This is a genomic window from Paraburkholderia sp. NMBU_R16, assembly GCF_013282575.1.
Lineage (GTDB): Bacteria > Pseudomonadota > Gammaproteobacteria > Burkholderiales > Burkholderiaceae > Trinickia.
Window position 1 is genome coordinate 90,515 of the sequence record NZ_JAAAYE010000013.1, and the last position, 26,946, is coordinate 117,460.

Consider the following 26,946-nt stretch of genomic DNA (forward strand, 5'->3'; position numbering starts at 1 on the left):
GAGCATGGCGCTGGAATGGCATAACACTTCTCTTCCCGCAGGTGTGTCGGCACGCCGGTGCGCCAGCCGCCCCTCGAACGAGTGGATTGCGGCTCGCGCGCTGAAGATGAACACAAAAAGTGAGAAGGAGTGACCATGTCCATGTTCAATAAGGTCGTTAAAGAATTCAAGTGGGGGCAGCACAACGTTCGCCTCGAAACCGGTGAAGTTGCCCGTCAGGCCACCGGCGCAGTCATCGTCGACATCGAAGACACCGTCGTTCTCGCCACCGTGGTCGGTGCGAAGACGGCCAAGCCCGGTCAGGACTTTTTCCCGCTGACGGTCGATTACATCGAAAAGACCTACTCGGCCGGCAAGATTCCGGGCGGATTCTTTCGCCGCGAAGGGCGCCCGTCCGAGCACGAGACGCTGACCTCGCGCCTGATCGACCGGCCGCTGCGCCCGCTCTTCCCCGAGGGCTTCTACAACGAAGTGCAGGTCGTCATCCACGTCCTGTCGGTGAACCCCGAAGTCCCGGCCGATATTCCGGCCCTGATCGGCGCATCGGCCGCGCTCGCCGTGTCGGGACTGCCGTTCAACGGCCCCGTCGGCGCCGCGCGCGTCGCCTATATCGATAACCAGTACGTACTGAACCCGACGCGCTCGCAGACGAAGGAATCGCGGCTCGATCTCGTCGTGGCCGGCACCGAGCGTGCCGTGCTGATGGTCGAGTCGGAAGCGGATCAACTGCCCGAAGACATCATGCTCGGCGCAGTCGTCTTCGGCCACGAGCAGATGCAAACGGCGATCGATGCCATTCACGAGCTCGTGCGCGAGGGTGGCAAGCCCGAGTGGGACTGGCAGCCGGCGACCAAGGACGACGCGCTGATCGCCCGCGTGACGGAACTCGCGCATGGCGAACTCGCTGCCGCCTATCAGCTGCGCAACAAGCAGGCGCGCTCGGCCAAGCTGAAGGAAATCTATGCCCAGACCGGCGTGAAGCTCGACGAGGAAGCGCTGGCGGCCGGCAAGATGCCGACCGACAAGACGGCCGTCGGCAACATCCTGTTCGACATCGAGGCAAAGATCGTCCGCAGCCAGATCCTCGACGGCGAGCCGCGTATCGACGGCCGCGACACGCGTACCGTTCGCCCGATCGAGATCCGGACCGGCGTGCTGCCGCGCACGCACGGCTCGGCGCTCTTCACGCGCGGGGAAACGCAGGCGCTCGTCGTCGCCACGCTCGGCACGAAGGGTGACGAACAGATCATCGACGCGCTCGAAGGCGAATACCGCGAGCGCTTCATGCTTCACTACAACATGCCTCCGTTCGCAACGGGCGAAACGGGGCGCGTGGGCTCGCCGAAGCGTCGCGAAATCGGTCACGGCCGCCTGGCCAAGCGTGCGCTCGTGGCATGCCTGCCCACGGCCGAAGAGTTCGGCTATTCGATTCGCGTCGTCTCGGAAATCACCGAGTCGAACGGCTCGTCGTCGATGGCGTCCGTCTGCGGCGGCTGTCTGGCGCTGATGGATGCGGGCGTGCCGATGAAGGCGCACGTCGCCGGCATCGCGATGGGTCTGATCCTCGAAGGCAACAAGTTCGCCGTGCTGACGGACATCCTCGGTGACGAGGACCACCTCGGCGATATGGACTTCAAGGTGGCCGGCACGGCCGACGGCGTGACCGCGCTGCAAATGGACATCAAGATCCAGGGCATCACGAAGGAAATCATGCAGGTCGCGCTCGCGCAGGCGAAAGAAGGGCGCATGCATATCCTCGGCAAGATGAAGGAAGCCGTGGCCGGTGCGAGCGACCAGCTCTCCGAATTCGCGCCGCGCATGATCACCGTCAAGATCAACCCCGAGAAGATTCGCGACGTGATCGGCAAGGGCGGCTCGGTGATCCGCGCCCTGACCGAAGAAACGGGCACCACGATCGACATCTCGGACGACGGCGTCGTCACGATCGCCAGTACGAGCAGCGAAGGCATGGCCGAAGCGAAGCGCCGCATCGAAGCGATCACGGCTGAGATCGAGGTCGGCCAGGTCTACGAAGGCACGGTGCTCAAGCTCCTCGAGTTCGGCGCCATCGTCAACATTCTGCCGGGCAAGGACGGGTTGCTGCACATTTCCGAGATCGCCAACGAGCGTATCAAGGACATCAAGGACTACCTCTCCGAAGGTCAGCAGGTGAAGGTCAAGGTCATCCAGGCGGACGAGAAGGGACGCGTGCGCCTGTCGGCCAAGGCCCTGTTGAACGACGCCGCATCGGGCGCCGCTCAGCCCGAGTCCGCGCCGCAACAGTAATGCGGTGACGGGCGCAAACGGCCGGCCGTGCTTCGCGCACGCCGGCCGTTTTTTTGCTGCGCTCGTCCCCGTGCGGGGCCGACCGGGATCAGCGCTTTGGCGCATACTTGGGGCCCAGCGGCGAAAGCGCACGATGCTGCTCGCATGTGCGCGATCGATGAAGATTTGAGCCAAGGGTGATGCGGATGAAAGCAATCGAAATTACCGAATTCGGCGGACCGGAAGTGCTCGCGTTGGCCGAGCGGCCCACGCCGGAACCGAGAGCCGGCGAGGTGCTGCTCAAGGTCGCGGCCTCAGGCGTCAACCGGCCGGACGTCTTTCAGCGCAAGGGTGCTTACGCGCCGCCGCCGGGGGCATCGGACTTGCCGGGCCTCGAAGTCGCCGGCGAGATCGTCGGCGGCACGCTCGACGAGAAGCACAATCCGTTCGGGCTCAAGATGGGCGATCGCGTCTGCGCGCTGCTCGCCGGGGGCGGCTACGCGCAGTACGTGGCCGTGCCGCTCGCGCAGTGTCTGCCTGTGCCGGCCGGTCTCAGCGATGTCGAAGCGGCCTCGCTGCCGGAGACATTCTTCACGGTCTGGAGCAATGTCTTCGAGCGCGCGCAACTGGGTGCGGGCGAAGGGGGCGCGAACGAAACGTTGCTCGTGCAAGGCGGCTCGAGCGGCATCGGCGTGGCGGCGATCCAGATCGCCCACGCCGCGGGGTTCCGTGTCTTCGCGACCGCCGGAACCGCCGAAAAGTGCCAGGCGTGCGAGGCGCTCGGCGCGGAGCGCGCGATCAACTACAAGTCCGAGGATTTCGTCGAAGTGGTGAAGTCGCTCACGAACGACCGCGGTGTCGACGTGATCCTCGATATGGTGGCGGGCGGTTACGTGCCGCGCGAACTGTCGGCGCTGGCCGACGGCGGCCGTCTCGTCATCATCGCGCTGCTGGGCGGCGCCAAGGCCGAGCTCAACCTGGGCGAGGTGCTGCGCCGGCGGCTGACGATCACGGGTTCGACGCTGCGGGCGCGGACGGTGGAGTTCAAGGCACGCGTGGCGGCCGAACTCAAAACCAACGTCTGGCCGCACCTGGAAGCGGGCCGGATCAAGCCCATCGTCTATCGTGTGCTGCCGGCGCACGAGGCGAAGGAGGCTCATGCGCTGATGGAAAGCGGCGAGCATATCGGCAAAATCGTGCTTGACTGGACGCTCACGGTTTGACCCGGTCCACCCGCGCACAGTAAAATTGCGCGTTTTGCGTGCGCGGCAGCCGCGGCAGCGGCAGGTGGCACGATAGCCGAGGGAGCAGGACGGACATGGCGAACGCGAAGCGGACAAAGTGGGTAGTCGGTAACTGGAAGATGCACGGGCGGCTCGCCGAAAACGAGGCGCTCTTGCGCGCGTTGCTGCAGGCGGGCTCCGTTACGGAGACGGTCCGCATCGGTGTGTGCGTGCCGGCTCCGTATCTCGCGCAAACCGAAGCGCTGCTGCGCGGCGGGCCGCTGGCGTGGGGCGTGCAAGATGTTTCGGCGTACGCGCACGGCGCTTACACAGGCGAAATCGCGGCTGAAATGGCGGCCGAATTCGGTGCCACACTTGCCATCGTCGGCCATTCCGAGCGCCGCGCTTATCACGGCGAAACATCGGAGGCCGTTGCGCTCAAGGCGCAGCGCGCGCTGGCGGCGGGTCTGACGCCGATCGTCTGCGTGGGCGAAACGCTGCAGCAGCGCGAAACCGGGGCGACGCAAGCGGTTGTCGGGGCGCAGATCGATGCGGTGCTCGGCACGCTTTCCGTGCAGGAGTTGGCGCGCATCGTCGTGGCCTATGAGCCCGTGTGGGCGATCGGGACAGGCAAGAGCGCCACGGTCGACGAAGCGCAGCAAGTGCACGCGTTCCTGCGTGCCCGCCTGGCTGCGAAAGACGCGGGCCTGGCGGACGTCACGCTGCTTTATGGCGGCAGCGTGAAGCCCGAGAACGCCGAGGCCTTGTTCGGCCAGGCCGATATCGACGGCGGCCTCATCGGCGGCGCGTCGCTGAAGAGCCATGATTTTTTGGCGATCTGCATGGCGGCGAGCACGGCTCGCGCCGTGTGACGTGCGGATCGCTGCAGCACGGGGCGCGTGAGCGCCGCGTGTCAAACCATAACTTAGGTGAGTGTCATGCTGTTTTTCAAAACGTTGATCATCGTCGTGCAGCTGCTGTCGGCGCTCGGTATCATTGGCCTCGTCCTTTTGCAGCATGGCAAGGGCGCGGACATGGGTGCGGCATTCGGTAGCGGCGCATCGGGAAGCTTGTTCGGTGCGACGGGCTCCGCCAACTTCCTGTCACGAACGACTGCCATCCTCGCGGCAGTGTTTTTCGTGACGACGCTCGCGTTGACGTACATCGGCTCGTACAAGTCGAGGCCGTCGGCAGGTGTGCTCGGTGCGATCCCGACGGTGAGCGCGCCCGCTTCGGCGGCGTCTGCCGCGGCGCCGGCGTCGGCCCCAGCACCGGTCGTGCCCGGTCAGACGGTGCCGAAGTAATTTTTCGTTGGGCGACGCATTCGTGCGTTGAACAATTTTGATAGACGGGTTAGAATTTAAGTCTTGAAGCGATTCGCGGGTCTTCGAACAAGTTGTGCGAGTTTGTCCGGGATTGCAATTAGTGCCGACGTGGTGAAATTGGTAGACACGCTATCTTGAGGGGGTAGTGGCGAAAGCTGTGCGAGTTCGAGTCTCGCCGTCGGCACCAAAGTTATCCAATGCCAGCCGCATGCTTCGCTTCGGCTGGCATTGTCACTTCTGGGGTTTGCTTGCGGCATGCTTGCAATGCCATTGACGAAGTGGTTTTCGATCGCGGATGCACCAGTCTCTCCGTGGCACTCAGAACCAACCGATAGAGGATAGTCTTGAACCTCGCAGCCTACTTCCCCGTTCTGTTATTCCTTCTCGTGGGCCTGGGTTTAGGCATTGCGCTTATCGGCGTTGGCAAGGTCCTCGGTCCGAACAAGCCCGACAGTCAAAAGAATTCGCCTTACGAGTGCGGCTTCGAGGCATTCGAAGACGCGCGCATGAAGTTCGACGTGCGTTACTACCTCGTGGCCATCCTCTTCATCATTTTCGATCTCGAGACCGCGTTCCTGTTTCCGTGGGGCGTTGCCCTGCGCGACATCGGCTGGCCCGGCTTCATGGCGATGATGATTTTCCTGCTCGAACTCCTGCTGGGCTTTGCCTACATCTGGAGGAAGGGCGGACTCGATTGGGAGTGATGGGTTAATCGCCGGTGTCTCGCGGAGGGCCAAGCGCCGGTCGTTCCGCCTGGAGTGCAAAGCAAATGAGTATCGAAGGGGTCTTGAAGGAAGGGTTTGTCACCACCACGGCTGACAAGCTGATCAACTGGACGCGCACGGGCTCGCTCTGGCCCATGACGTTCGGTCTCGCATGTTGCGCGGTCGAGATGATGCATGCGGGCGCGGCCCGCTACGACCTCGACCGCTTCGGCGTTGTGTTCCGCCCGAGCCCGCGCCAGTCCGATGTCATGATCGTCGCCGGCACGCTGTGCAACAAGATGGCACCGGCGCTGCGCAAGGTCTACGACCAGATGGCCGAGCCGCGCTGGGTCATTTCGATGGGGTCGTGCGCGAACGGCGGCGGTTACTACCACTACTCGTATTCGGTCGTGCGCGGATGCGATCGCATCGTGCCCGTCGACGTCTACGTGCCCGGCTGTCCGCCGACCGCGGAGGCGTTGGTCTACGGCGTGATCCAGCTGCAAGCGAAGATCCGGCGTACCAACACCATCGCCCGTCAATAAGCCTGAGGCTTCCCCACAATATGGCAAGCAAACTCGAGACCCTCAAAGCGAACCTCGAGACGGCCTTCGGTGGCCGTCTTTCGAGCCTGACCGAATCGGTCGGCGAATTGACGATCGTCGTCAAGGCGGACGACTTCCTGGATATCGCGAAGCGTCTGCGCGACGATCGCGCACTCGGGTTCGAGCAACTGATCGATCTGGCGGGCGTCGACTATCAGACCTATGGCGACGGCGCCTACGACGGCCCTCGCTTCGCGGCTGTGCTCCATCTGCTGTCGGTATCGAACAACTGGCGTCTTCGCGTGCGCGTGTTCGCCCCCGACGATGAAATGCCGATCGTCCCGTCCGTCGTCGACATCTGGAGTTCGGCGAACTGGTACGAACGCGAGGCATTCGACCTTTACGGCATCGTCTTCGAAGGTCATCCGGACCTGCGCCGCATTCTGACCGACTACGGTTTCATCGGACATCCGTTCCGCAAGGATTTCCCGGTCTCCGGTTACGTCGAAATGCGTTATGACCCGCAAGAGCAGCGCGTCGTCTATCAGCCGGTGACGATCGAGCCGCGCGAAATCACGCCGCGCGTGATCCGCGAGGATCGCTACGGCGGTATGAAACACTGAGAGAGCGCCATGGCAGAGATCAAGAACTACACGCTCAACTTCGGCCCGCAGCATCCGGCAGCGCACGGTGTGCTGCGCCTCGTGCTCGAGCTCGATGGCGAAGTCATCCAGCGCGCCGATCCGCATATCGGCCTGCTGCATCGCGCGACCGAAAAGCTCGCCGAAAGCAAGACCTTCATTCAATCCGTGCCCTACATGGACCGGCTCGACTATGTGTCGATGATGGTCAACGAGCACGGCTATGTGCTCGCGATCGAAAAGCTGCTCGGCATCGATGTGCCGATCCGCGCGAAATACATCCGGGTGCTGTTCGACGAAATCACGCGCGTGCTGAACCACCTGATGTGGATCGGCGCGCATGCGCTCGACGTCGGCGCGATGGCCGTGTTCCTTTATGCGTTCCGCGAGCGCGAAGACCTGATGGACGTCTACGAGGCGGTCTCGGGCGCGCGCATGCATGCAGCGTATTATCGGCCGGGCGGCGTCTATCGCGATCTGCCTGACGCCATGCCGCAGTACAAGGCGTCGAAGATTCGCAACGCGAAGGCGCTCGAACGGATGAACGAGGCGCGCCAAGGCTCGCTGCTCGATTTCATCGACGATTTCTTCACGCGCTTTCCGACCTGTGTCGACGAGTACGAAACCCTGCTCACCGACAATCGCATCTGGAAGCAGCGCCTCGTCGGTATCGGCGTCGTGAGTCCGGAGCGCGCGCTGCAGCTCGGCATGACGGGGCCGATGTTGCGCGGCTCGGGCATCGAATGGGATTTGCGCAAGAAGCAGCCGTACGAAGTCTACGACCGGATGGACTTCGATATCCCCGTTGGCGTAAACGGCGATTGCTACGACCGGTATCTGGTACGGGTCGAGGAAATGCGCCAGTCGACGCGCATCGCGAAGCAGTGCATCGAATGGCTGCGCAAGAATCCCGGCCCCGTGATGATCGACAATCACAAGATCGCGCCGCCTTCGCGCGTCGCGATGAAGTCGAACATGGAAGAGCTGATTCACCACTTCAAGCTCTTCACGGAAGGTTTCCATGTGCCCGAAGGCGAGTCGTATGCGGCCGTCGAGCATCCGAAGGGCGAGTTCGGCATCTACTTGATCTCGGACGGCGCGAACAAGCCGTACCGGCTCAAGATTCGCGCGCCGGGCTACGCTCATCTCGCAGCGCTCGACGAAATGGCGCGTGGCCATATGATCGCGGACGCTGTCACGATCATCGGTACGCAGGACATCGTGTTCGGCGAAATCGACCGCTGAGCGCCTGGCCGTATGTCGCGCGCCCAGTCCGGCGCGCCGCAGACGGCGAGCGCCGCGGGTCGCAAAGAACGCCGGGTCCGTCGCCATGGCTGGGCAAGCAGGAAACGGGTGGCGGGTTTTCGTTCGGTAGGTATTGAAAGAGTCGTGTCTGAAAATGATCTCAGCTGAAGGCCTGAAAGAAATCGATCGCGCGGTGGCGAAGTATCCCGCCGATCAGAAACAGTCCGCCGTGATGTCGGCGTTGGCCGTCGCTCAGGAAGAGCACGGCTGGCTCTCGCCCGAGCTCATGCAGTTCGTCGCGGACTACCTCGAGATGCCGGCCGTGGCCGTGCAGGAGGTGGCGACGTTCTACACCATGTACGAGACCTCGCCTGTCGGCAAGTACAAGATCACGCTTTGCACGAATCTGCCCTGCCAGCTCGGTCCCGATGGCGGTGCCGAGAGCGCGGCCGAGTACCTGAAGCAAAAGCTTGGCATCGACTTCGGCGAAACCACGTCCGACGGCAAGTTCACGCTCAAGGAAGGCGAGTGCATGGGCTCGTGCGGCGACGCCCCGGTACTGCTCGTGAACAACCACCGTATGTGCAGCTTCATGAGCCGCGAGAAGATCGACCAGCTGCTCGAGGAGCTTTCGAAATGACGTCATTGCACGATCGCCATATCAAACCGCTGATTCTCGCGGGTCTCACGGGCGAGAACTGGCACCTCGAAGATTACGTCGCGCGCGGCGGCTACAAGCAACTGCGCCGTATTCTCGAAGAGAAGATTCCGCCGGAGCAGGTCATTGCCGACGTGAAGGCGTCGGGCTTGCGCGGCCGCGGTGGTGCGGGCTTTCCGACCGGCCTCAAATGGAGCTTCATGCCGCGCCAGTTTCCGGGGCAGAAGTACCTCGTATGCAATTCGGACGAAGGCGAGCCCGGCACGTTCAAGGATCGCGACATCCTGCGCTGGAATCCGCATTCGCTGATCGAAGGAATGGCCATCGGCGCTTACGCGATGGGGATAACGGTCGGCTACAACTACATTCACGGCGAGATCTGGGAAGTCTACAAGCGCTTCGAAGAAGCGCTCGACGAGGCTCGCCGCGCGGGCTTTCTGGGCGAGAACATCCTCGGTTCGGGTTTCTCGTTCGAGCTCTATGCTCATCATGGCTACGGCGCTTATATTTGCGGCGAAGAGACGGCGCTGCTCGAATCGCTCGAAGGCAAGAAGGGCCAGCCTCGCTTCAAGCCGCCGTTCCCGGCGAGCTTCGGCGTGTACGGTAAGCCCACGACGATCAACAACACCGAAACGTTCGCGGCCGTGCCGTTCCTGCTCGAGATCGGGCCGCAGGCCTATCTGGAACTGGGCAAGCCGAACAACGGCGGCACGAAGATTTTTTCGGTGTCGGGCGACGTCGAACGCCCGGGCAACTATGAAGTGCCGCTCGGCACGCCGTTCGCGACGCTCATGGAGCTCGCCGGCGGCATGCGCGGCGGCAGGAAGCTGAAGGCGGTCATCCCGGGCGGCTCGTCCGCGCCGGTCGTGCCGGGCGACATCATGATGCAAACCGATCTCGACTACGATTCGATCGCCAAGGTCGGATCGATGCTGGGTTCGGGCGCCGTCATCGTCATGGACGAGACGCGCTGCATGGTGCGCTCGCTGCTGCGCCTGTCGTACTTCTACTATGAAGAGTCGTGCGGCCAGTGCACGCCGTGCCGAGAAGGTACGGGCTGGCTGTGGCGCGTCGTCAACCGCATCGAGCACGGGCAAGGTCGCCAGGAAGACCTCGACCTGTTGAACTCGGTGGCGGAGAACATCATGGGCCGCACCATCTGCGCGCTGGGAGACGCCGCCGCGATGCCGGTGCGCGGCATGCTCAAGCACTACTGGGACGAATTCGCATATCACGTCGAGCACAAGCGCTGCCTGGTCGGGCCGCACGCGGGTGCGCCGGCGGCGGCTGACGCGGCGCTCGCTTGACGCGGCGCGCGAAAGATCGATCGAGCGGTAAATAGGTTAAGGACCATTCACCATCATGGTTGAACTTGAAATAGACGGGAAGAAGGTCGAGGTGCCCGAAGGCAGCATGGTGATCCAGGCTGCGCATAAGGTCGACACGTACATTCCTCACTTCTGCTATCACAAGAAGCTTTCTATCGCGGCCAACTGCCGGATGTGTCTCGTCGAAGTCGAGAAGATGCCGAAGGCTGTTCCCGCCTGCGCGACGCCGGTCTCGGCGGGCATGGTCGTGCGCACGACGTCCGAGAAGGCCGTCAAGGCGCAGCAATCGGTGATGGAATTCCTGCTCATCAATCACCCGCTCGACTGCCCGATCTGCGATCAGGGCGGCGAGTGCCAGTTGCAGGACCTCGCAGTCGGCTACGGCAAGTCCGCGTCGCGTTACAGCGAGGAAAAGCGTGTGGTGTTCCACAAGAACGTCGGCCCGCTGATTTCGATGGAAGAGATGACGCGCTGCATCCACTGCACGCGCTGTATGCGCTTCGGCCAGGAAGTGGCCGGCGTCATGGAGCTGGGCATGCTCGGCCGCGGCGAGCACTCGGAAATCACGACGTTCGTCGGCAAGACCGTCGATTCGGAACTCTCGGGGAACATGATCGATCTGTGCCCGGTCGGTGCGCTGACGAGCAAGCCGTTCCGCTATAGCGCCCGCACGTGGGAGCTCTCGCGCCGCAAATCGGTGAGCCCGCACGATTCCGTGGGTGCCAATCTCGTCGTGCAGGTGAAGAACAACCGCGTGATGCGCGTGCTGCCGCTCGAGAACGAAGCGATCAACGAGTGCTGGATTTCTGATAAAGACCGTTTCTCGTACGAAGCGCTCAATAGCGAGGAGCGCCTGACGCAGCCGATGATCAAGCAAGGCGGCCAGTGGATGGAGACGGACTGGCCCACGGCGCTCGAATATGCGGCCAAGGCGCTCAAGGGTATCAGCGCGGAACACGGCGCCGATGCGCTCGCGCTGCTCGGCAGTCCGCATAGCACCGTCGAGGAACTGTTCTTGTTGAAGGCGCTCGGCAACGCGCTCGGCACCCCGAACGTCGATTTCCGCCTGCGTCAATCCGATTTCTCGGCAGCGCCGGCCGGAGCGCCGTGGCTCGGTATGCCGATCGCCGATTTGTCGCTCGTCGACGGTGGGTTCGTCATCGGTTCGTTCCTGCGCCGCGATCATCCGCTGTTGGCTGCGCGCCTGCGCCAGGCCGCACGGACGGGGGCGAAGCTGCATCTGCTGCAAGCCACGGCCGACAAATCGCTGATTCCGAGCGCGAAGACGATCGTCGCCGCGCCGTCGGCGTGGCTCGATGCGCTGGCCGGCGTCGCCGCGGCGGTCTCGCAGCTGCGCGGTGTCGCCCTGCCCGAAGGCTTGGGCGGGACCGCGGCAACGCCCGCCGCGAAGGATGTCGCCGCTGCATTGACGAGCGGCGAGCGCCGCGTCGTGCTGCTCGGCAACGGCGTGGTCCAGCACCCGGACTTCGCCCGCATCCATGCGTTGGCGCACTGGATCGCGGATCAGACCGGCGCGACGCTCGGTTTCCTGACCGAAGGGGCGAATACCGTCGGCGGCCATCTCGTCGGCGCGTTGCCCGGCGCGGGCGGCCTCAATGCTCACGATGCATTCGCTTCGCCGCGCAAGGGCTACGTGCTGCTCAATCTCGAGCCCGAATTCGATACGGCCAACCCCGCGCAAGCACTCGCGGCGCTGGGGCAAGCCGAAACGGTCGTGATGCTCTCGTCGTTCAAGACTGGCACCGAATACGCCGACGTGTTGCTGCCGATCGCGCCGTTCACCGAGACGGCCGGCGCGTTCGTCAACGCCGAAGGCACGCTGCAGGCATTCAACGGCGTGGTGCGCCCGCTTGGCGAAACGCGGCCGGCATGGAAGGTGTTGCGGGTGCTGGGCAATGTGTTGGGCCTGCCGGGCTTCGATTACGACACCGTCGAGGATGCCCGTGCCGCCGCGTTGCCCGATGGCGCCATCTCGGCGCAATTGTCGAATCGCGCGAACGCAGCGCTGGCCCAAGGTGGCGCGCGCGCTTTGAAAGTGGAGAAGGGAGCGCTCGAGCGCGTCTCGGATGTGCCGATCTACCATGCGGACCCGCTCGTGCGCCGCGCACCGTCGCTGCATCTGACGGCGGCCGCGCGTGTCGCGAATACGGTCGGCTTGCCCGCGGCGCTGTTCGATCAGCTCGGATTGAAAGAGGGCGATGCCGTGCGCGTGCGCCAGGGCGATCGCGCCGTGGTGGCGAGCGCAACGCGCGACGCGGACCTGGCTGAAACGGCTGTGCGCGTGTCGGCGGCAACGCCCGTCGGCGCGGCACTCGGCGGCCTCATCGGTGAACTGCTGGTGGAGAAGGCGTAAATGAGCTTGTTCGATACGATCAACGCGGGCGGCAGCGAGGTGCTCGGTGCGGCCTGGCCCACGGTCTGGGCGCTCGTGCGCATCGTCGTGGTGGCGGTCGCCATTTTGCTCTGCGTGGCCTATCTGATCCTCTGGGAGCGCAAGCTCATCGGCTGGATGCACGTGCGTCTCGGTCCGAACCGCGTCGGCCCCGCCGGTCTCCTGCAGCCGATCGCGGACGTGCTGAAGCTGCTGTTGAAGGAAGTTATCCAGCCGAGTGCGGCGAACCGGTGGCTTTACGTCATCGCGCCGATCATGACGGTGGTGCCGGCTTTCGCGGTCTGGGCCGTCATTCCGTTTCAGGCCAAAGCCGTGCTCGGCGATATCAACGCGGGTCTGCTCTATGTGATCGCGATCTCGTCGATCGGCGTATACGGCGTGATTCTCGCGGGCTGGGCATCGAACTCGAAATACGCGTTTCTCGGCGCGATGCGCGCCGCCGCGCAGATGGTCTCGTACGAAGTGTCGATGGGCTTTGCGCTGGTGGTCGTGCTGATGACTTCGGGCAGCCTGAATCTGTCGGACATCGTCACATCGCAAGAGCGCGGCATCTTCGCGAGCCACGGCATCACGTTCCTCTCATGGAACTGGCTGCCGCTCTTGCCCGTGTTCGTCGTCTATTTCATCTCGGGCATCGCCGAGACTAACCGTCACCCGTTCGACGTGGTGGAAGGGGAGTCGGAGATCGTCGCCGGCCACATGATCGATTACTCGGGTATGGCGTTCGCGCTGTTTTTCCTCGCCGAGTACATCAACATGATCGTCATCTCGGCGCTCGCGGCCACGCTTTTCCTCGGCGGCTGGAGTGCGCCGTTCGGGTTCCTGTCCTTCATCCCGGGTATTTTCTGGCTCGTCCTGAAGGTGTTCCTGCTGCTGTCCGTGTTCATCTGGGCGCGCGCCACGTTCCCGCGTTATCGCTATGACCAGATCATGCGTCTGGGCTGGAAGGTGTTCCTGCCCGTGTGCATTCTCTGGGTCGTCGTGGTCGGGTTCTGGATCATGTCGCCGCTGAACATCTGGAAATGAGGGGCGCGAAGCAAATGAACGCAATCCAAAACTTCTTCAAGACGTTTTTTCTGACCGAGCTGCTGAAAGGGCTTGCGCTGACGGGCCGCTACACGTTCAAACGCAAGTTCACCGTGCAGTTCCCCGAAGAGAAAACCCCGATCTCGCCGCGGTTTCGCGGCCTGCATGCGCTGCGTCGGTATGAAAACGGCGAAGAGCGCTGCATCGCATGCAAGCTTTGCGAGGCCGTGTGCCCCGCAATGGCGATCACGATCGAATCGGAGACGCGCGCCGACAACACGCGGCGCACGACGCGCTACGACATCGATCTGACCAAGTGTATTTTCTGCGGTTTTTGCGAAGAAAGCTGCCCCGTCGATTCGATCGTGGAAACACACATCCTCGAATATCACGGCGAAAAGCGCGGCGATCTGTATTTCACGAAAGACATGCTGCTCGCAGTGGGCGATCGCTATGAAGCGGAGATCGCCGCGTCGAAGGCGGCGGATGCGCCGTATCGGTAATAAGCACTGGCCTGACCGTTGTTCGCGTGGCGCGGGAGCCGGCATCGACTCCCGCGGCATGCGCGGCGTGCTGCCTACGAAACCCAGCCTGACGATGGGCTAACGATGAACCGGTAATCATGGAATTCACTACCGTACTGTTCTACATCTTCGCGCTGCTCCTGACTGTGTCGGGGCTGAAGGTGATCACGTCGCGCAACCCCGTGGGGTCCGCGCTTTTTCTCGTGCTCGCGTTCTTCAATGCGGCCGCCATCTGGATGCTGCTCGAGGCGGAGTTCCTCGCCATTTTGCTCGTGCTGCTGTACGTCGGCGCGGTGATGGTGCTCTTCCTGTTCGTCGTCATGATGCTCGATATCAACCTCGACGTGCTGCGCAAAGACTTTAGGCGCTTCGTGCCGATGGCGACGATCGTCGGCGCGATCATCGTCGTCGAGACGGCGCTGATCCTCTGGCACGGCTACGGTGCGACGGCCACGCCGGTGCACGACGTGACGGCGACCGGCGGTGCGGCCGGCGTGGGTGGCGCGGCCGTCATGTCGAACACGTATCTGATCGGCAAGGTCATCTATACGGACTATGTCTTCGCGTTCGAAGTCGCGGGCCTCGTACTGCTCGTCGCGATCATCGCGGCGATCGCGCTGACGGCGCGCAAGGGTAAGGACAGCAAGCGCCAGCGCGTGTCCGATCAAGTGAAGGTGCGCGCGAAAGACCGCGTGCGCCTCGTGAAGATGCCCGCGGAGAAGGCGCTCGAAACGGCTCAGGGCCCCCAAGCGCCGGGTGAAGCGGGCGCGAACGTGGGTGCCGGTGCCGTCGGCAACAACGGCTGAGCGGCGAGGAGAAAAACATGTTGACCCTGGCTCATTACCTCGTACTTGGCGCGATCCTCTTTTCGATCGGCGTCGTCGGCATTTTCCTGAACCGTCGCAACGTCATCATCATCCTGATGGCGATCGAGCTGATGCTGCTCGCGGTGAATACGAATTTCGTCGCGTTCTCGCATTACCTCGGCGACGTGCACGGGCAGATCTTCGTCTTCTTCGTGCTGACGGTGGCCGCGGCCGAAGCGGCGATCGGCCTCGCGATTCTGGTGACTCTGTTCCGTACCCTCGACACGATCAACGTCGAGGACCTCGATCAGCTCAAAGGTTAAATTCAGGCACTGCGGTTATGTCCACGACACTCAATGAAAACCTGCTGCTGGCGGTCCCGCTCGCACCGCTCGCCGGCTCGCTGATTGCCGGGCTTGCCGGCAAGGCGGTGGGGCGCAAGGGAAGCCACCGCGTTACGATCCTCGGCGTGCTGATCTCGTTCATTCTCTCGTCGGTCGTCTTTTTCGACGTCATGAACGGCGCGAGCTTCAACGCGACGGTCTACGAATGGATGAACGTCGGCTCGCTGAAGTTCGAAGTCGGCTTCCTCGTCGATTCGCTGACGGCCATGATGATGTGCGTGGTGACCTTCGTGTCGCTGATGGTGCACATCTACACGATCGGCTACATGGCTGACGACGATGGTTACGAGCGCTTCTTCTCGTACATCTCGCTCTTCACCTTCTCGATGCTGATGCTCGTGATGAGCAACAACTTCCTGCAGCTGTTCTTCGGCTGGGAGGCGGTGGGCCTGGTCTCGTACCTGCTGATCGGTTTTTACTTCACGCGGGAAAGCGCGATCTACGCCAACATGAAGGCGTTCCTCGTGAACCGTGTCGGCGACTTCGGCTTTCTGCTCGGCATCGGTCTTCTGCTCGCGTTTGCCGGCTCGATGAACTATGGCGAGGTTTTCGCCAAGCGCACGGAGCTTGCCGCGCTGAGCTTTCCCGGCACGCACTGGGGCCTCTTGACCGTCGCCTGCATTTGCCTCTTCATCGGCGCAATGGGTAAATCGGCGCAGTTCCCGCTGCACGTGTGGCTGCCCGATTCGATGGAAGGCCCCACGCCGATCTCCGCGTTGATTCACGCCGCAACGATGGTGACGGCCGGCATCTTCATGGTGACGCGCATGTCGCCGCTGTTCGAGCTTTCCGACACGGCGCTCTCGTTCGTCATGGTGATCGGTGCGATCACGGCGCTGTTCATGGGCTTTCTCGGTATCGTCCAGAACGACATCAAGCGCGTGGTCGCTTACTCGACGCTCTCTCAACTCGGCTACATGACCGCCGCGCTCGGCGCCTCGGCCTATTCGGTCGCCGTCTTCCACCTGATGACGCACGCGTTCTTCAAGGCGTTGCTGTTCCTCGGCGCGGGCTCGGTCATCATCGGGATGCACCACGATCAGGACATGCGCAACATGGGTGGCCTGCGCAAATACATGCCGATCACCTGGATCACGTCGCTGATCGGTTCGCTTGCACTGATCGGTACGCCGTTCTTCTCCGGCTTCTACTCGAAGGATTCGATCATCGACGCGGTCGGACTCTCGCATCTGCCGGGCGCGGGCTTCGCGTACTTCGCGGTGGTCGCAAGTGTCTTCGTGACGGCGCTCTATTCGTTCCGGATGTACTTCCTCGTCTTCCACGGCGAGGAGCGTTTCCGCCATCCGCAGGACTTCGGCAACGGTCATGGCGCCGAAGCCGCCGCGCACGGCGGCGAGCATGACGACGGCCACGGGCACGACGATCACGGCCATGCTCACGAGCCGCACGAGACGCCCTGGGTCGTGACGTTGCCGCTCGTGCTGCTCGCGATTCCGTCGGTCGTCATCGGTGCGATCGCGATCGGGCCGATGATCTTCGGCGGATTCTTTGATCATGGCGTCGCGTTCGAGAAGGTCATCTTCATCGGCGAGAATCACCCGGCCATCGAGGAGATGTCGAAAGAATTCCAGGGCTGGTTCGCGATGGGGCTGCACTCGGTATCGGCCTTGCCGCTGTGGCTGGCGCTTGCCGGCGTCGTGACGGCGTGGTTCCTGTATCTCAAGCGCCCGGACCTGCCGGCTGTGATCCGTCGCGCGTTCGGGCCGATCTACACCTTGCTCGACAATAAGTACTACATGGACAAGATCAACGAAGTCGTCTTCGCCAAAGGCGCGGTCCTCATCGGCCGCGGGCTCTGGAAAGAGGGCGATGTCGTGGTCATCGACGGTCTCGTCAACGGAAGCGCGCGCTTCATCGGCTGGTTCGCGCGAGTGATCCGCTTCCTGCAATCCGGTTACATCTACCACTACGCGTTCGCCATGATTATCGGCATGCTGGGGCTCCTTACCCTGTTTGTAACGCTCGGCGGCAAATAAGGCGGGGGACACTTAATGCACTCTTTTCCGATTCTTAGTACCGCAATCTGGCTGCCGATCGTTTTCGGCCTCGCCGTGCTCGCCGTCGGCTCCGACCGGAACCCGGCGCCCGCACGCTGGCTCGCGCTGATCGGCTCGGTTCTCGGCTTCGTCGTGACGTTGCCGCTCATCAGCGGCTTCGATCCTGCGACGGCCGACCTGCAGTTCGTCGAGCAGGCGAACTGGATCGAGCGATTTCATATCACCTACCACCTGGGCGTCGACGGCATCTCGATGTGGTTCGTCGTGCTCACGGCGCTGATCACGGTCATCGTCGTGATCGCCGGCTGGGAGGTCATCACCGAGCACGTTTCGCAGTACATGGCCGCGTTCCTGATCTTGTCGGGCATCATGGTCGGCGTGTTCTCGGCAGCCGACGGTCTGCTGTTCTATGTGTTCTTCGAAGCGACGCTGATCCCGATGTATCTGATCATCGGCGTATGGGGCGGACCGAACCGGATTTACGCCGCGTTCAAGTTCTTCCTCTATACGCTCGCCGGGTCGCTTTTGATGCTGGTCGCGCTGATCTATCTCTATGTCGTGACGGGCACCTTCGATCTCGCGACATGGCAAAAGGCGCCGCTCGCGATGACCCCGCAGGTGTTGCTGTTCATCGCGTTCTTCCTCGCTTTCGCGGTGAAAGTGCCGATGTGGCCGGTTCATACCTGGCTGCCCGATGCGCACGTGGAAGCGCCGACCGGCGGCTCCGTCGTGCTGGCCGCGATCATGCTGAAGCTCGGCGCTTACGGTTTCCTGCGCTTTTCGTTGCCGATCACGCCGGATGCGAGCCATACACTTGCACCCGTCATCATCGCGCTCTCGCTGACCGCGGTGATCTATATCGGTCTGGTCGCGATGGTGCAGGCCGACATGAAGAAGCTCGTGGCGTATTCGTCGATTGCGCACATGGGCTTCGTCACGCTCGGCTTTTTCATCTTCAATCAGCTCGGCGTGGAAGGCGCGATCGTGCAGATGATTTCGCACGGCTTCGTCTCGGGCGCCATGTTCCTGTGCATCGGCGTGCTCTATGACCGCATGCACTCGCGCCAGATCGCCGATTACGGCGGCGTGGTGAACGTGATGCCGAAGTTCGCCGCGCTCGTGATGCTGTTTTCGATGGCCAATTGCGGTCTGCCGGGTACTTCGGGTTTCGTCGGCGAGTTCATGGTCATCCTCGCATCGGTCCAGTACAACTTCTGGATCGCGTTCGGCGCCGCCTTCACGTTGATTCTCGGTGCGGCCTATACGCTGTGGATGTACAAGCGCGTCTACTTCGGTGCTGTCGCCAACGATCACGTCAAGTCGCTGACGGACATCAATCGCCGAGAGTTGCTGATTCTCGGCGTGCTTGCCGCACTGACGCTTTTCATGGGTCTTTATCCGAAGCCCTTTACCGATGTGATGCACGTGTCCGTGGAGAACCTCCTCTCCCACGTCGCGCAGTCCAAGCTGCCGCTGTCTCAGTAAGACCGAGCGGAGGAACGAAACGATCATGCAAAACGCCTCTATGTCACTCCTTCTGCCCGACGCGCTGGTCATGGTGGCCGCCGTTGTTGCGTGGCTGAACGAAACGTTCGTCGGCGATCGCGGCCGCCGCGTCACCTATTTGATCGCGGTGCTCGGTTCGCTCGTCGCGGGTGTCTGGTTCACGACGCTCGTCTTCGATCCCAATGCGCAGTCGCAGTATTTCTTCTCGCATATGTACGTCGTCGATGGTTTTGCGAGCGCGATGAAAGCCGTCGTCTCGCTGGGCTATGCGGTGACGATGATCTACTCGCGCCAATACCTCGAGGACCGCGACCTGTTCCGCGGCGACTACATGCTGCTTGGCATGTTCGCGCTGCTTGGACAGCTCGTGATGATTTCGGGCAGCAACTTCCTCACGCTGTATCTGGGCTTGGAGTTGATGTCGCTCTCGCTGTACGCGGCTATCGCGCTGCGCCGCGACGCATCGCAGTCGAACGAAGCGGCCATGAAGTATTACGTTCTTGGTGCGCTGGCTTCCGGCTTCCTGCTCTATGGCATTTCGATGCTGTACGGCGCGACGGGATCGCTCGATCTCGGCGAAGTGCTGAAGGCCGTGGCATCGGGCCGGATCAACAACGCCGTGCTGCTTTTCGGCGTGATCTTCATCGTGGCCGGCATCGCCTTCAAGATGGGTGCCGTACCGTTCCATATGTGGGTGCCCGATGTCTACCACGGGGCGCCTACCGCGATGACGCTGCTCGTCGGCGGTGGACCGAAGGTGGCGGCGTTCGCGTGGGGCCTGCGCTTTCTCGTGATGGGCCTGCTGCCGCTCGCGGTCGACTGGCAGGAAATGCTCGTGATTCTCGCGGCGCTTTCGCTGATCGTCGGCAATATCACCGGTATCGCGCAGCGCAACGTCAAGCGTATGCTCGCGTACTCGGCCATCTCGAACATGGGCTTCGTGCTGCTCGGCCTGCTGGCCGGCGTTGTCGACGGCAAGGCGGAAGGCATGGCCAACGCCTATAGCTCGGCGATGTTCTACAGCATCATCTACTTCCTCACGACGCTCGGTTCGTTCGGTATCGTGATGTTGCTGGCCCGGCGCGACTTCGAGGCCGAAACGCTCGACGACTTCAAGGGCTTGAACAAGCGCAGCCCCGTGTTTGCGTTCGTGATGATGGCGATGATGTTCTCGCTCGCCGGCATCCCGCCGACGGTCGGCTTTTACGCGAAGCTCGCCGTGCTCGAGGCCGCGATGAATGCAGGGCTCACGTGGTTGACCGTGCTGGCGGTGATCACCTCGCTGTTCGGCGCGTTCTACTATCTGCGCATCGTCAAGCTCATGTACTTCGACGCGCCGCAAGACGCCAGCCCGATCGCGAGCCCGGCTGCCAACCGGTGGCTGCTTGCCGCCAACGGCGTTGCGGTGCTCGTGCTCGGCATCGTGCCGGGCCCGCTGATGACGCTTTGCCTGAACGCGGTCGCACACTCGCTGCCTGCAATTTGATGAGGCGCTCACCATCGTTCGCTGCCCAGGAAGCGGGCGTCAGCCTCCCTTGGGCGGGAACCGGCGACCGAAGGAAGTCCCCTTCGGGGACAGGAGGCTGAGATGTCGGCGGCGGGCTGGTTTATCGTATTGTTGGCGGTCGTGGCCGCCAACTTGCCGTTCGTGAATCAACGGCTTTTCGCTCTCGCGCCGCTCGGCGCCGCGAAAAAAAGCGCCTGGATTCGAATTGGCGAATTGATCGTGCTGTATTTTGTCGTGGGCGCGCTGGGCCTTATGCTGGAAGCGCGTGCGGGCAATCGATTCGATCAGGGCTGGCAGTTTTACGCGATTACGTTCTGCCTGTTCGTGGTGTTCGCGTTTCCCGGTTTCACGTTCCAATATCTCGTCAAGCGCCGTTGACGGCCGAGTGCGGTCAGACGGCTCGTTTTCCGGAGAGCAGCAGATGGCTCAATTGCCCGATCACGATCACGACGCGTCGCTGACGGAAACGCGCATCGGTAGCGAGACGGTCCACGAGGGCTCGTTTCTTCACGTCAAACGCGATACGGTGCGCCTGCCCGACGGCAAACTCGCCACGCGCGAGTACGTGCAGCATCCGGGCGCTGTCATGGTGATTCCGATGTTCGACGATGGGCGCGTGCTGCTCGAGCGCCAATACCGGTATCCGATCGGGCGCGTGATGATCGAATACCCGGCGGGCAAGCTCGATGCGGATGAAGGCGCGCTGGCTTGCGCCAAGCGCGAGTTGCAGGAGGAAACGGGCTATACGGCGCGCGAATTCCTCTTTCTCACTCGCATCCATCCGATCATTTCCTATTCGACAGAGTTTATCGATCTCTTTCTGGCGCGCGGCCTGGTCGAAGGCGAACCGGCGCTCGACGACGGCGAATTTCTCGATACGTTCATCACCGATGTGCCGCAGATGTTCGAATGGATCCGCACGGGCGAAATCAGCGACGTGAAGACGATCATTGGCACGATGTGGCTCGAGAAGCTGCTATCCGGTGCCTGGCAGCCTGCCGGCGAGCAACAGTCGACGCCTGCCTCGGACGCTTGAAGCACCGCGCACTCGCGCCTGCGCCCGGTTTTCGGCAAACCGCTCGCCAAAAACGATTTCGCGCTACACTTGGCTGCACGTTTGCTCCCAATCCACCATGAAGGTCCTCGATTTACAGTGCTCGCAGGGTCATCGGTTCGAAGGCTGGTTCGCTTCCGCCGATGACTTCGAATCCCAGTTGTCGCGCAAATTGGTCGAATGCCCGATATGCGCCGCGACTGAGGTGAGCCGTTTACCGTCGGCGCCGCGGCTCAATCTGTCCGGCGCGACGAATACGCAGAACGATGCCGGCCGCCGTGCCGCGCACTCGCGGGACGACGAGCGCGGCGGTTCGGTGCCGGAGCGCATACGCGAGATCGAGGCCCAAGCGATGCGCGCATTGCGCGAAGTGCTCGGGAAGACCGAGAACGTCGGCGAGCGCTTCGCCGAGGAAGCGCGCCGTATCCATTACAACGAGGCGCCTGCCCGCAACATCCGTGGCGTCGCCACACCCGAAGATGCACGCTCGCTCGTGGAAGAGGGCATCGAAGTCCTGCCTGTGCCCGGTGCGTGGGTGCCCAAGGAAACACTGCAATAGCGCGGTAGACCGTTCGGCGTCTTGCGCGGTTCTCGCGCCGTCTCCATACTCCTCGTGTACTTTTTGAAGACGCCGCGGCTTTGTGCGATGCGGATCTCATTCAACGGGAGACAGCGAGATGGGTGTGAGCTTTGAGGACCTCGAAGTCGGCGCGCGCAAGGAAATCGGCGCGCATACGTTCACGCATGAAGAGATCGTCGAATTTGCCACCCGGTACGATCCTCAACCCTTCCATGTCGATGAAATCGCGGCGCATGCTTCGCCCTATTGCGGGCTGATTGCAAGCGGCTGGCATACCTGCTCCGTGCTCATGAGCATTTTTGTGCACAAGATGCTCGAAGGCTCGACTTCGATGGGCTCGCCGGGTGTCGACGAAATCCGCTGGGTGAAGCCTGTGCGACCGGGCGACACGATCCATCTTTTCATCTCCGTACTCGACAAGCGTGTGCTCGCAAGCCGTCCCGATCGCGGCATTGCGTCGATGTTGTGGGAAGGCGTCAATCAGGCCGGTGAAACCGCTGTCAGCGTGCGATCGAAAGTTATCTTCGGCTTGCGCGGTGAGCAGCCCGACGCCTCCGGAGCGCCCGCATGAGCACCGCCGCGCGAGTCGGCGGGCGCGAGGGCGACGGCGACGGCGACAACCGGCCGGTCGAGATTGCCAGCGCGGCCCAGTTGCGCGCGCTGATCGGCGCCGAGCCGATCGTGAGCGCCGCAGTGACAATCGAGCAGGCACGGATCGATGCGTTCGCCGATGTGACCGGCGATCGCCAATGGATTCACGTCGATGCCGAGCGCGCCCGGCGCGAGTCGCCTTGCGGCGGCACGGTTGCGCATGGGTTCTTGACCCTGTCGTTGATTCCGGCGCTGTTGATGCAAACGGTTCACATCGCGCATCGCATGGGCGTGAACTATGGGCTCAATCGCGTGCGGTTTCCGTCGGCGGTGCGCGTCGGTGCGCGACTCAAAGCCCGATTCGTCGTCGTCGATGCGAGCGATCTGCCCGACGGTGCGCTGCAGGTCACCTGGGATGTCGCCGTCGAAGCGCTGGACGAGCCGAAACCCGCGTGCGTCGCTCAGCTCCTCACGCGGCATTACTTCTGATCGCGGTTTCGCTCGGGCACGGGCTCCGGCTCGAGCGCGCCCGTGCTCGCGTCAGTGCTTGGCGTATTGCGTCGCGCCGAACAGGATGTCTCTCGCTTTGTCGTCGGTCAACGCTCGCCTTGCGGATGCCAGCACTTCCACTCCGCGTTGTACGGCCGGGCGCGCGGCGATCGCTTCGTGCCAGCGCTTGACGTTCGGGAACTCCGCCAGTTCGATGCCCTGGTTTTGCCATGAACGCGTCCACGGAAAGCTCGCGATATCGGCAATCGTGTACTCGTCGCTGGCCAGGTACTGCGTTTTGCCGAGCTGCTTGTCCATTACGCCGTAGAGACGTTTCGCTTCGTTCGTATAGCGGTTGACCGCGTATTCGATCTTCTCGGGCGCGTAGATGCGGAAGTGGTGGGCCTGCCCCAACATCGGACCGAGGCCACCCATCTGGAACATCAGCCACTGAAGCGTCGCATAGCGTGCGGCCGGCGCCTGCGGCAGGAATCGGCCCGTTTTCTCGGCCAGATAAATGAGAATGGCCCCGGACTCGAACACCGACAGCGGCTTGCCTTCCGGGCCGTCCGAATCGACGATGGCGGGAATCTTGTTGTTCGGGCTGATGGCGAGAAACTCGGGCTTGAATTGATCGCCGGCGCCGATATCGACGGGATGGACGCGATATTCGAGGCCCGTCTCCTCGAGCATGATATGAACTTTGTGGCCGTTCGGCGTTGCCCAACTGTAAGCGTCGATCATGGCTGCTCCTCGGAAGGCCGGTGCCGGAACGTTGGGCACCGATCGAGTCGCAAATTAGCATAGAAGCTTCGTGCTCGCAGATGGCCGCGCAAAGGCCATGGCGGCGATACGGACAACATCGCTCAAGCCGGCTCGGTCGTGTCCGATAGCGGCGCATGGCGCGCAAGCTCGAGCTTGGCGATCGCGTTGCGATGCACTTCGTCCGGACCGTCGGCGAAGCGCAACATGCGCGCACACGCGTACGCGTAAGCGAGCGGAAAATCGTCGCTGACGCCTGCGCCGCCATGCGCTTGTATCGCCCAATCGATGACCTGGCATGCCATGTTCGGTGCGACCACTTTGATCATCGCGATTTCGGCGCGCGCGCCCTTGTTGCCGACGGTATCCATCATGTAAGCCGCCTTCAGCGTGAGCAAGCGCGCCTGCTCGATGGCGCAGCGCGCCTCGGCGATGCGTTCCTGCGTGACGGTTTGCGCGGCGATGGGCTTGCCGAACGCGATACGCTCGGACGCACGCCTGCACATCAGCTCGAGCGCCCGCTCGGCCAGCCCAACGAGCCGCATGCAGTGATGGATGCGGCCCGGGCCGAGCCTGCCCTGCGCGATTTCGAAACCGCGGCCTTCGCCCAGCAACAGGTTGGCTGCGGGGACGCGCACGTTCTCGAGCGTAATCTCCATATGGCCGTGCGGCGCATCGTCGTACCCGAACACATTGAGCGGACGATGAACGGTGACGCCGGGCGTATCGGCCGGCACGAGAATCATCGATTGCTGGGCGTGCTTCGGAGCGTCGGGATTCGTCTTGCCCATGACGATGTAGAGCTTGCAGCGCGGATCGCCCGCACCGGAGGACCACCATTTACGTCCGTTGACGACATAGTCGTCCCCGTCACGTTCGATCCGCGTGCGGATATTGGTCGCATCCGACGATGCCACTTCGGGCTCGGTCATGAGGAACGCCGAGCGGATCTCGCCAGCCAGCAACGGCTCGAGCCACGCTCCCTTGTGAGCGTCGCTGCCGTACCGTTCCAGCGTTTCCATGTTGCCCGTATCGGGCGCATTGCAATTGAATACTTCGGGAGCCCACGGCACTCGTCCCATGATCTCGGCAAGCGGCGCGTATTCGAGGTTCGTCAGCCCCGCGCCCCGGGTCGAATCGGGCAGAAAGAGATTCCACAGGCCTTCGTCGCGCGCTTGCGCTTTCAGTGTCTCCACGAGCGTCGTCGGCACCCATGGATTACCGTCGCGCCGATTTCGGGCCACTTCCTCGGCAAACGCACTCTCGTTGGGATAGATGTATTGGTCGAAGAACGCGAGAAGCCGCGCGCGCAGCGCCTGAACGTTCGGAGCGTAGTCGAAATTCATGTGAACCTCGCGGGAAGGAGTTATCGGACCTTCTGTGCATATGACCAGGCGAGCTCCGCCATCGGCCGCGCACACCGACCGGCGTCGACGGCCTGTGCGCTCGCTGCCGTACCCACCGTGACGCGCTTCATGATGCCTTGGAGGATGGCGGCGATACGGAACATGTTGAACGCGAGGTAGAAATTCCAATCGCCGCCGATGGTGTATCCCGTGCGTTCGCAATACCGTTCGATGTAGCTTCGCTCGTCTGGAATACCGAGCGCAGCGAGATCGAGGCCCGCTATGCCGCGAAATGCTCGGGGTTCGACGTGCCACGCCATGACGTGATATGCGAAATCGACGATAGGGTCGCCGATCGTGGACAGCTCCCAGTCGAGCACGGCCAATACGCGCGGCTCGCTCGGATGGAAAATGAGGTTGTCGAGCCGATAGTCGCCGTGGACGACGGCCACTCGTTGCTCCGTTTCGGCATTTGCCGGCAGGTGCGCCGGCAGCCATTCGATGAGCCGGTGCATGGCATCGATCGGTTCAGTCTCCGATGCTTCGTACTGCCTGCTCCACCGCGCGATCTGGCGCGCGAGGTAATGGCCCGGTTTGCCGAAGTCCGCGAGACCGATCGCGCCGACGTCGATCCGGTGCAGGGCCGCGATGACGCGATTCATCTCGTCATAGACCGATGCCCGTTGTGCCGGCGTCATGTCCGGCAACGATGGATCCCAAAGGACACGTCCCTCGACATGCTCCATCACATAGAAGGCGCGGCCGATCACCGTCTCGTCTTCGCACAGCGCCAGCATGCGCGCAACGGGGACAGCGCTCGCCGAGAGCGCATCCATGACGCGATATTCGCGCTCGATGGCATGCGCGGAGGGCAGCAGTTCGGCCTTCGGGCCGGGCTTCGAGCGCATGACATAACAGCGTCGCGGTGTGACGAGCTTGAACGTGGGGTTCGACTGGCCGCCGGCGAACTGTTCGACGGTAAGCGGGCCGGCAAATCCGTCGATGTGTTCGCGCAGCCAGCCCGACAGGGCGTCCGTGTCGAAGCGTTGACGCTCCGACACGGCGCGCGTTCCGATGAATGTCGAATAGTCCTGGTGCGAGTGGGGGCCGTGCGCTGCGCGCTGCGTCATCTCTTCGCTCCAATCGAGCCGGCGGCGCGGCGGGGCGTCGCGGACTCGTCTATCGATAGTGGGGGGCGCGTTTGTCGAGAAAGGCAGTGATGCCTTCGAGCGCATCCCGATGATGCAACGATGCCACGAAGTGCTCGCGCTCGGTGCTCAAGTGATCCGCGAGCGGCGCCTCGCGCGCCGTCGCGACGAGCGTCTTGATCCTCGCGAATGCGTTCGGCGAACCGCGGCCCAACTCGTCGGCCCAGCCGATGGCGGCCTCGCGTGCCTGCCCCGGCTTGACCAACCGATTGACGACACCCAGCTGATGCAGCCGCTCGGCCGTAATGGTCTTCGCATCGAGCAGCAACTCGGTGGCGAGCTGCCGCGGCAATGCCTGACTGAGGAACCACGAGCCGCCGCCGTCCGGGGTCAGCCCGACGCGGGCGTACGACATGACGAACTTCGCGTCTTGCGCTGCGACGATCATGTCGCAGGCGAGCGCAAGCGAGAATCCGGCGCCCGCCGCCGCGCCCTCGACGGCAGCGATGACGGGCTTGGTCGAGGTACGCAGCGCCAGAATCCATTGCGCGAGCAAATCGATGCTTTGCGCCTGCACCGAAGCATCCTTTGCGCGATTTTCGAGCAGCCGGTTGAGGTTGCCGCCCGCGCAGAAAAAGTCGTCGGCGCCTGTCAATACGACTGCCCGAATGGACGGATCGCGCTCGGCGGTCTCGAGCGCCACGATCGCGGCGGCATACATGTCGGGGTGGAGCGCATTACGAGCGCCGGGGTTCGACAGCGTGAGAACCAGTGTCGAGTCGCTATCGGGCGGCCGTGCTGCCAGCAGTTCTGCGCTCATGGAGTCTCCAGGTTCATT

At 62.9% G+C, this 26,946-nt stretch carries 27 protein-coding genes and 1 tRNA gene; 24 read left to right on the forward strand and 4 right to left on the reverse strand.

What is annotated here, in order from left to right:
• The first annotated feature begins 135 nt into the window (after nt 1-135).
• The 24 genes from pnp to GWC77_RS09180 all read left to right on the forward strand — a co-directional run bounded on the left by pnp (nt 136) and on the right by GWC77_RS09180 (nt 22,852).
• Nucleotides 136-2,286 carry a polyribonucleotide nucleotidyltransferase gene (gene pnp / locus GWC77_RS09065; protein WP_173256574.1) on the forward strand — a complete coding sequence of 717 codons (2,151 nt, stop codon included), beginning with the start codon at nt 136-138 and terminating at the stop codon, nt 2,284-2,286.
• Between the two features lie 185 nt (nt 2,287-2,471).
• Complete coding sequence (locus tag GWC77_RS09070) at nt 2,472-3,488, forward strand: NAD(P)H-quinone oxidoreductase (protein WP_173256575.1); 1,017 nt, start codon at nt 2,472-2,474, stop codon at nt 3,486-3,488.
• 95 nt (nt 3,489-3,583) lie between these two features.
• Entirely contained in the window at nt 3,584-4,360 is a 777-nt protein-coding gene (gene tpiA, locus GWC77_RS09075; RefSeq protein WP_173256576.1) for a triose-phosphate isomerase, read from the forward strand.
• Between the two features lie 66 nt (nt 4,361-4,426).
• Entirely contained in the window at nt 4,427-4,792 is a 366-nt protein-coding gene (secG, locus tag GWC77_RS09080; protein ID WP_173256577.1) for a preprotein translocase subunit SecG, read from the forward strand.
• A gap of 123 nt (nt 4,793-4,915) precedes the next feature.
• Nucleotides 4,916-5,000: transfer RNA gene (locus GWC77_RS09085), tRNA-Leu, on the forward strand.
• Nucleotides 5,001-5,157: 157 nt separating this feature from the next.
• Nucleotides 5,158-5,517, forward strand: a complete 360-nt coding sequence (locus GWC77_RS09090) for an NADH-quinone oxidoreductase subunit A (RefSeq protein WP_173256578.1) — start codon at nt 5,158-5,160, stop codon at nt 5,515-5,517.
• A gap of 65 nt (nt 5,518-5,582) precedes the next feature.
• Entirely contained in the window at nt 5,583-6,062 is a 480-nt protein-coding gene (locus GWC77_RS09095; protein ID WP_006052903.1) for an NADH-quinone oxidoreductase subunit B family protein, read from the forward strand.
• Between the two features lie 20 nt (nt 6,063-6,082).
• Nucleotides 6,083-6,685: an NADH-quinone oxidoreductase subunit C gene (locus GWC77_RS09100; RefSeq protein WP_173256579.1), complete on the forward strand. Its 603-nt coding sequence runs from the start codon at nt 6,083-6,085 to the stop codon at nt 6,683-6,685.
• A gap of 9 nt (nt 6,686-6,694) precedes the next feature.
• Nucleotides 6,695-7,948 (forward strand): NADH-quinone oxidoreductase subunit D, encoded by a 1,254-nt coding sequence (locus tag GWC77_RS09105; protein WP_173256580.1) that lies wholly within the window; start codon nt 6,695-6,697, stop codon nt 7,946-7,948.
• A 154-nt stretch (nt 7,949-8,102) separates the two neighbouring features.
• On the forward strand, nt 8,103-8,588 hold the full coding sequence (gene nuoE / locus GWC77_RS09110; RefSeq protein WP_173256581.1) for an NADH-quinone oxidoreductase subunit NuoE: 486 nt from the start codon (nt 8,103-8,105) through the stop codon (nt 8,586-8,588).
• Nucleotides 8,585-9,913: an NADH-quinone oxidoreductase subunit NuoF gene (nuoF, locus tag GWC77_RS09115; protein WP_173256582.1), complete on the forward strand. Its 1,329-nt coding sequence runs from the start codon at nt 8,585-8,587 to the stop codon at nt 9,911-9,913. The genes nuoE and nuoF overlap by 4 nt, the downstream gene beginning before the upstream one ends.
• Nucleotides 9,914-9,968: 55 nt before the next feature.
• Nucleotides 9,969-12,308 carry an NADH-quinone oxidoreductase subunit NuoG gene (gene nuoG / locus GWC77_RS09120; RefSeq protein ID WP_173256583.1) on the forward strand — a complete coding sequence of 780 codons (2,340 nt, stop codon included), beginning with the start codon at nt 9,969-9,971 and terminating at the stop codon, nt 12,306-12,308.
• Entirely contained in the window at nt 12,309-13,373 is a 1,065-nt protein-coding gene (nuoH, locus tag GWC77_RS09125) for an NADH-quinone oxidoreductase subunit NuoH (RefSeq protein ID WP_173256584.1), read from the forward strand.
• A gap of 14 nt (nt 13,374-13,387) precedes the next feature.
• Nucleotides 13,388-13,876, forward strand: coding sequence for an NADH-quinone oxidoreductase subunit NuoI (gene nuoI, locus GWC77_RS09130; protein WP_173256585.1), 489 nt, complete (start codon nt 13,388-13,390; stop codon nt 13,874-13,876).
• A gap of 119 nt (nt 13,877-13,995) precedes the next feature.
• Complete coding sequence (locus GWC77_RS09135) at nt 13,996-14,703, forward strand: NADH-quinone oxidoreductase subunit J (protein ID WP_173256586.1); 708 nt, start codon at nt 13,996-13,998, stop codon at nt 14,701-14,703.
• Between the two features lie 17 nt (nt 14,704-14,720).
• Nucleotides 14,721-15,026 (forward strand): NADH-quinone oxidoreductase subunit NuoK, encoded by a 306-nt coding sequence (nuoK, locus tag GWC77_RS09140; protein ID WP_173256587.1) that lies wholly within the window; start codon nt 14,721-14,723, stop codon nt 15,024-15,026.
• Between the two features lie 17 nt (nt 15,027-15,043).
• Entirely contained in the window at nt 15,044-17,104 is a 2,061-nt protein-coding gene (gene nuoL / locus GWC77_RS09145; protein WP_173256588.1) for an NADH-quinone oxidoreductase subunit L, read from the forward strand.
• 15 nt (nt 17,105-17,119) lie between these two features.
• On the forward strand, nt 17,120-18,610 hold the full coding sequence (locus GWC77_RS09150; RefSeq protein WP_173256589.1) for an NADH-quinone oxidoreductase subunit M: 1,491 nt from the start codon (nt 17,120-17,122) through the stop codon (nt 18,608-18,610).
• Between the two features lie 25 nt (nt 18,611-18,635).
• On the forward strand, nt 18,636-20,117 hold the full coding sequence (gene nuoN / locus GWC77_RS09155) for an NADH-quinone oxidoreductase subunit NuoN (RefSeq protein ID WP_173256590.1): 1,482 nt from the start codon (nt 18,636-18,638) through the stop codon (nt 20,115-20,117).
• Between the two features lie 102 nt (nt 20,118-20,219).
• On the forward strand, nt 20,220-20,516 hold the full coding sequence (locus GWC77_RS09160) for a DUF2818 family protein (protein ID WP_173256591.1): 297 nt from the start codon (nt 20,220-20,222) through the stop codon (nt 20,514-20,516).
• Nucleotides 20,517-20,559: 43 nt separating this feature from the next.
• Complete coding sequence (locus GWC77_RS09165) at nt 20,560-21,174, forward strand: NUDIX domain-containing protein (RefSeq protein WP_173256592.1); 615 nt, start codon at nt 20,560-20,562, stop codon at nt 21,172-21,174.
• 97 nt (nt 21,175-21,271) lie between these two features.
• Nucleotides 21,272-21,751, forward strand: a complete 480-nt coding sequence (locus GWC77_RS09170; protein ID WP_173256593.1) for a DUF1178 family protein — start codon at nt 21,272-21,274, stop codon at nt 21,749-21,751.
• A 118-nt stretch (nt 21,752-21,869) separates the two neighbouring features.
• The gene (locus GWC77_RS09175) at nt 21,870-22,343 is read left to right on the forward strand and encodes a MaoC family dehydratase (protein WP_173256594.1); all 474 of its coding nucleotides are present in this window, start codon (nt 21,870-21,872) and stop codon (nt 22,341-22,343) included.
• The gene (locus GWC77_RS09180; RefSeq protein ID WP_173256595.1) at nt 22,340-22,852 is read left to right on the forward strand and encodes a MaoC family dehydratase; all 513 of its coding nucleotides are present in this window, start codon (nt 22,340-22,342) and stop codon (nt 22,850-22,852) included. The genes GWC77_RS09175 and GWC77_RS09180 overlap by 4 nt, the downstream gene beginning before the upstream one ends.
• A 51-nt stretch (nt 22,853-22,903) precedes the next feature.
• Here the strand turns inward: GWC77_RS09180 and GWC77_RS09185 are convergent, their stop codons facing one another.
• The 4 genes from GWC77_RS09185 to GWC77_RS09200 all read right to left on the reverse strand — a co-directional run bounded on the left by GWC77_RS09185 (nt 22,904) and on the right by GWC77_RS09200 (nt 26,928).
• Nucleotides 22,904-23,596: a glutathione binding-like protein gene (locus GWC77_RS09185; protein ID WP_173256596.1), complete on the reverse strand. Its 693-nt coding sequence runs from the start codon at nt 23,594-23,596 to the stop codon at nt 22,904-22,906.
• A gap of 122 nt (nt 23,597-23,718) precedes the next feature.
• A complete protein-coding gene (locus tag GWC77_RS09190) occupies nt 23,719-24,960 on the reverse strand; it encodes an acyl-CoA dehydrogenase family protein (RefSeq protein WP_173256597.1) in 1,242 nt (413 codons plus the stop codon).
• A 20-nt stretch (nt 24,961-24,980) separates the two neighbouring features.
• On the reverse strand, nt 24,981-26,090 hold the full coding sequence (locus GWC77_RS09195; RefSeq protein WP_173256598.1) for a phosphotransferase: 1,110 nt from the start codon (nt 26,088-26,090) through the stop codon (nt 24,981-24,983).
• Nucleotides 26,091-26,139: 49 nt separating this feature from the next.
• Nucleotides 26,140-26,928 carry an oxepin-CoA hydrolase, alternative type gene (locus GWC77_RS09200; RefSeq protein ID WP_173256599.1) on the reverse strand — a complete coding sequence of 263 codons (789 nt, stop codon included), beginning with the start codon at nt 26,926-26,928 and terminating at the stop codon, nt 26,140-26,142.
• Between the last annotated feature and the right edge of the window lie 18 nt (nt 26,929-26,946).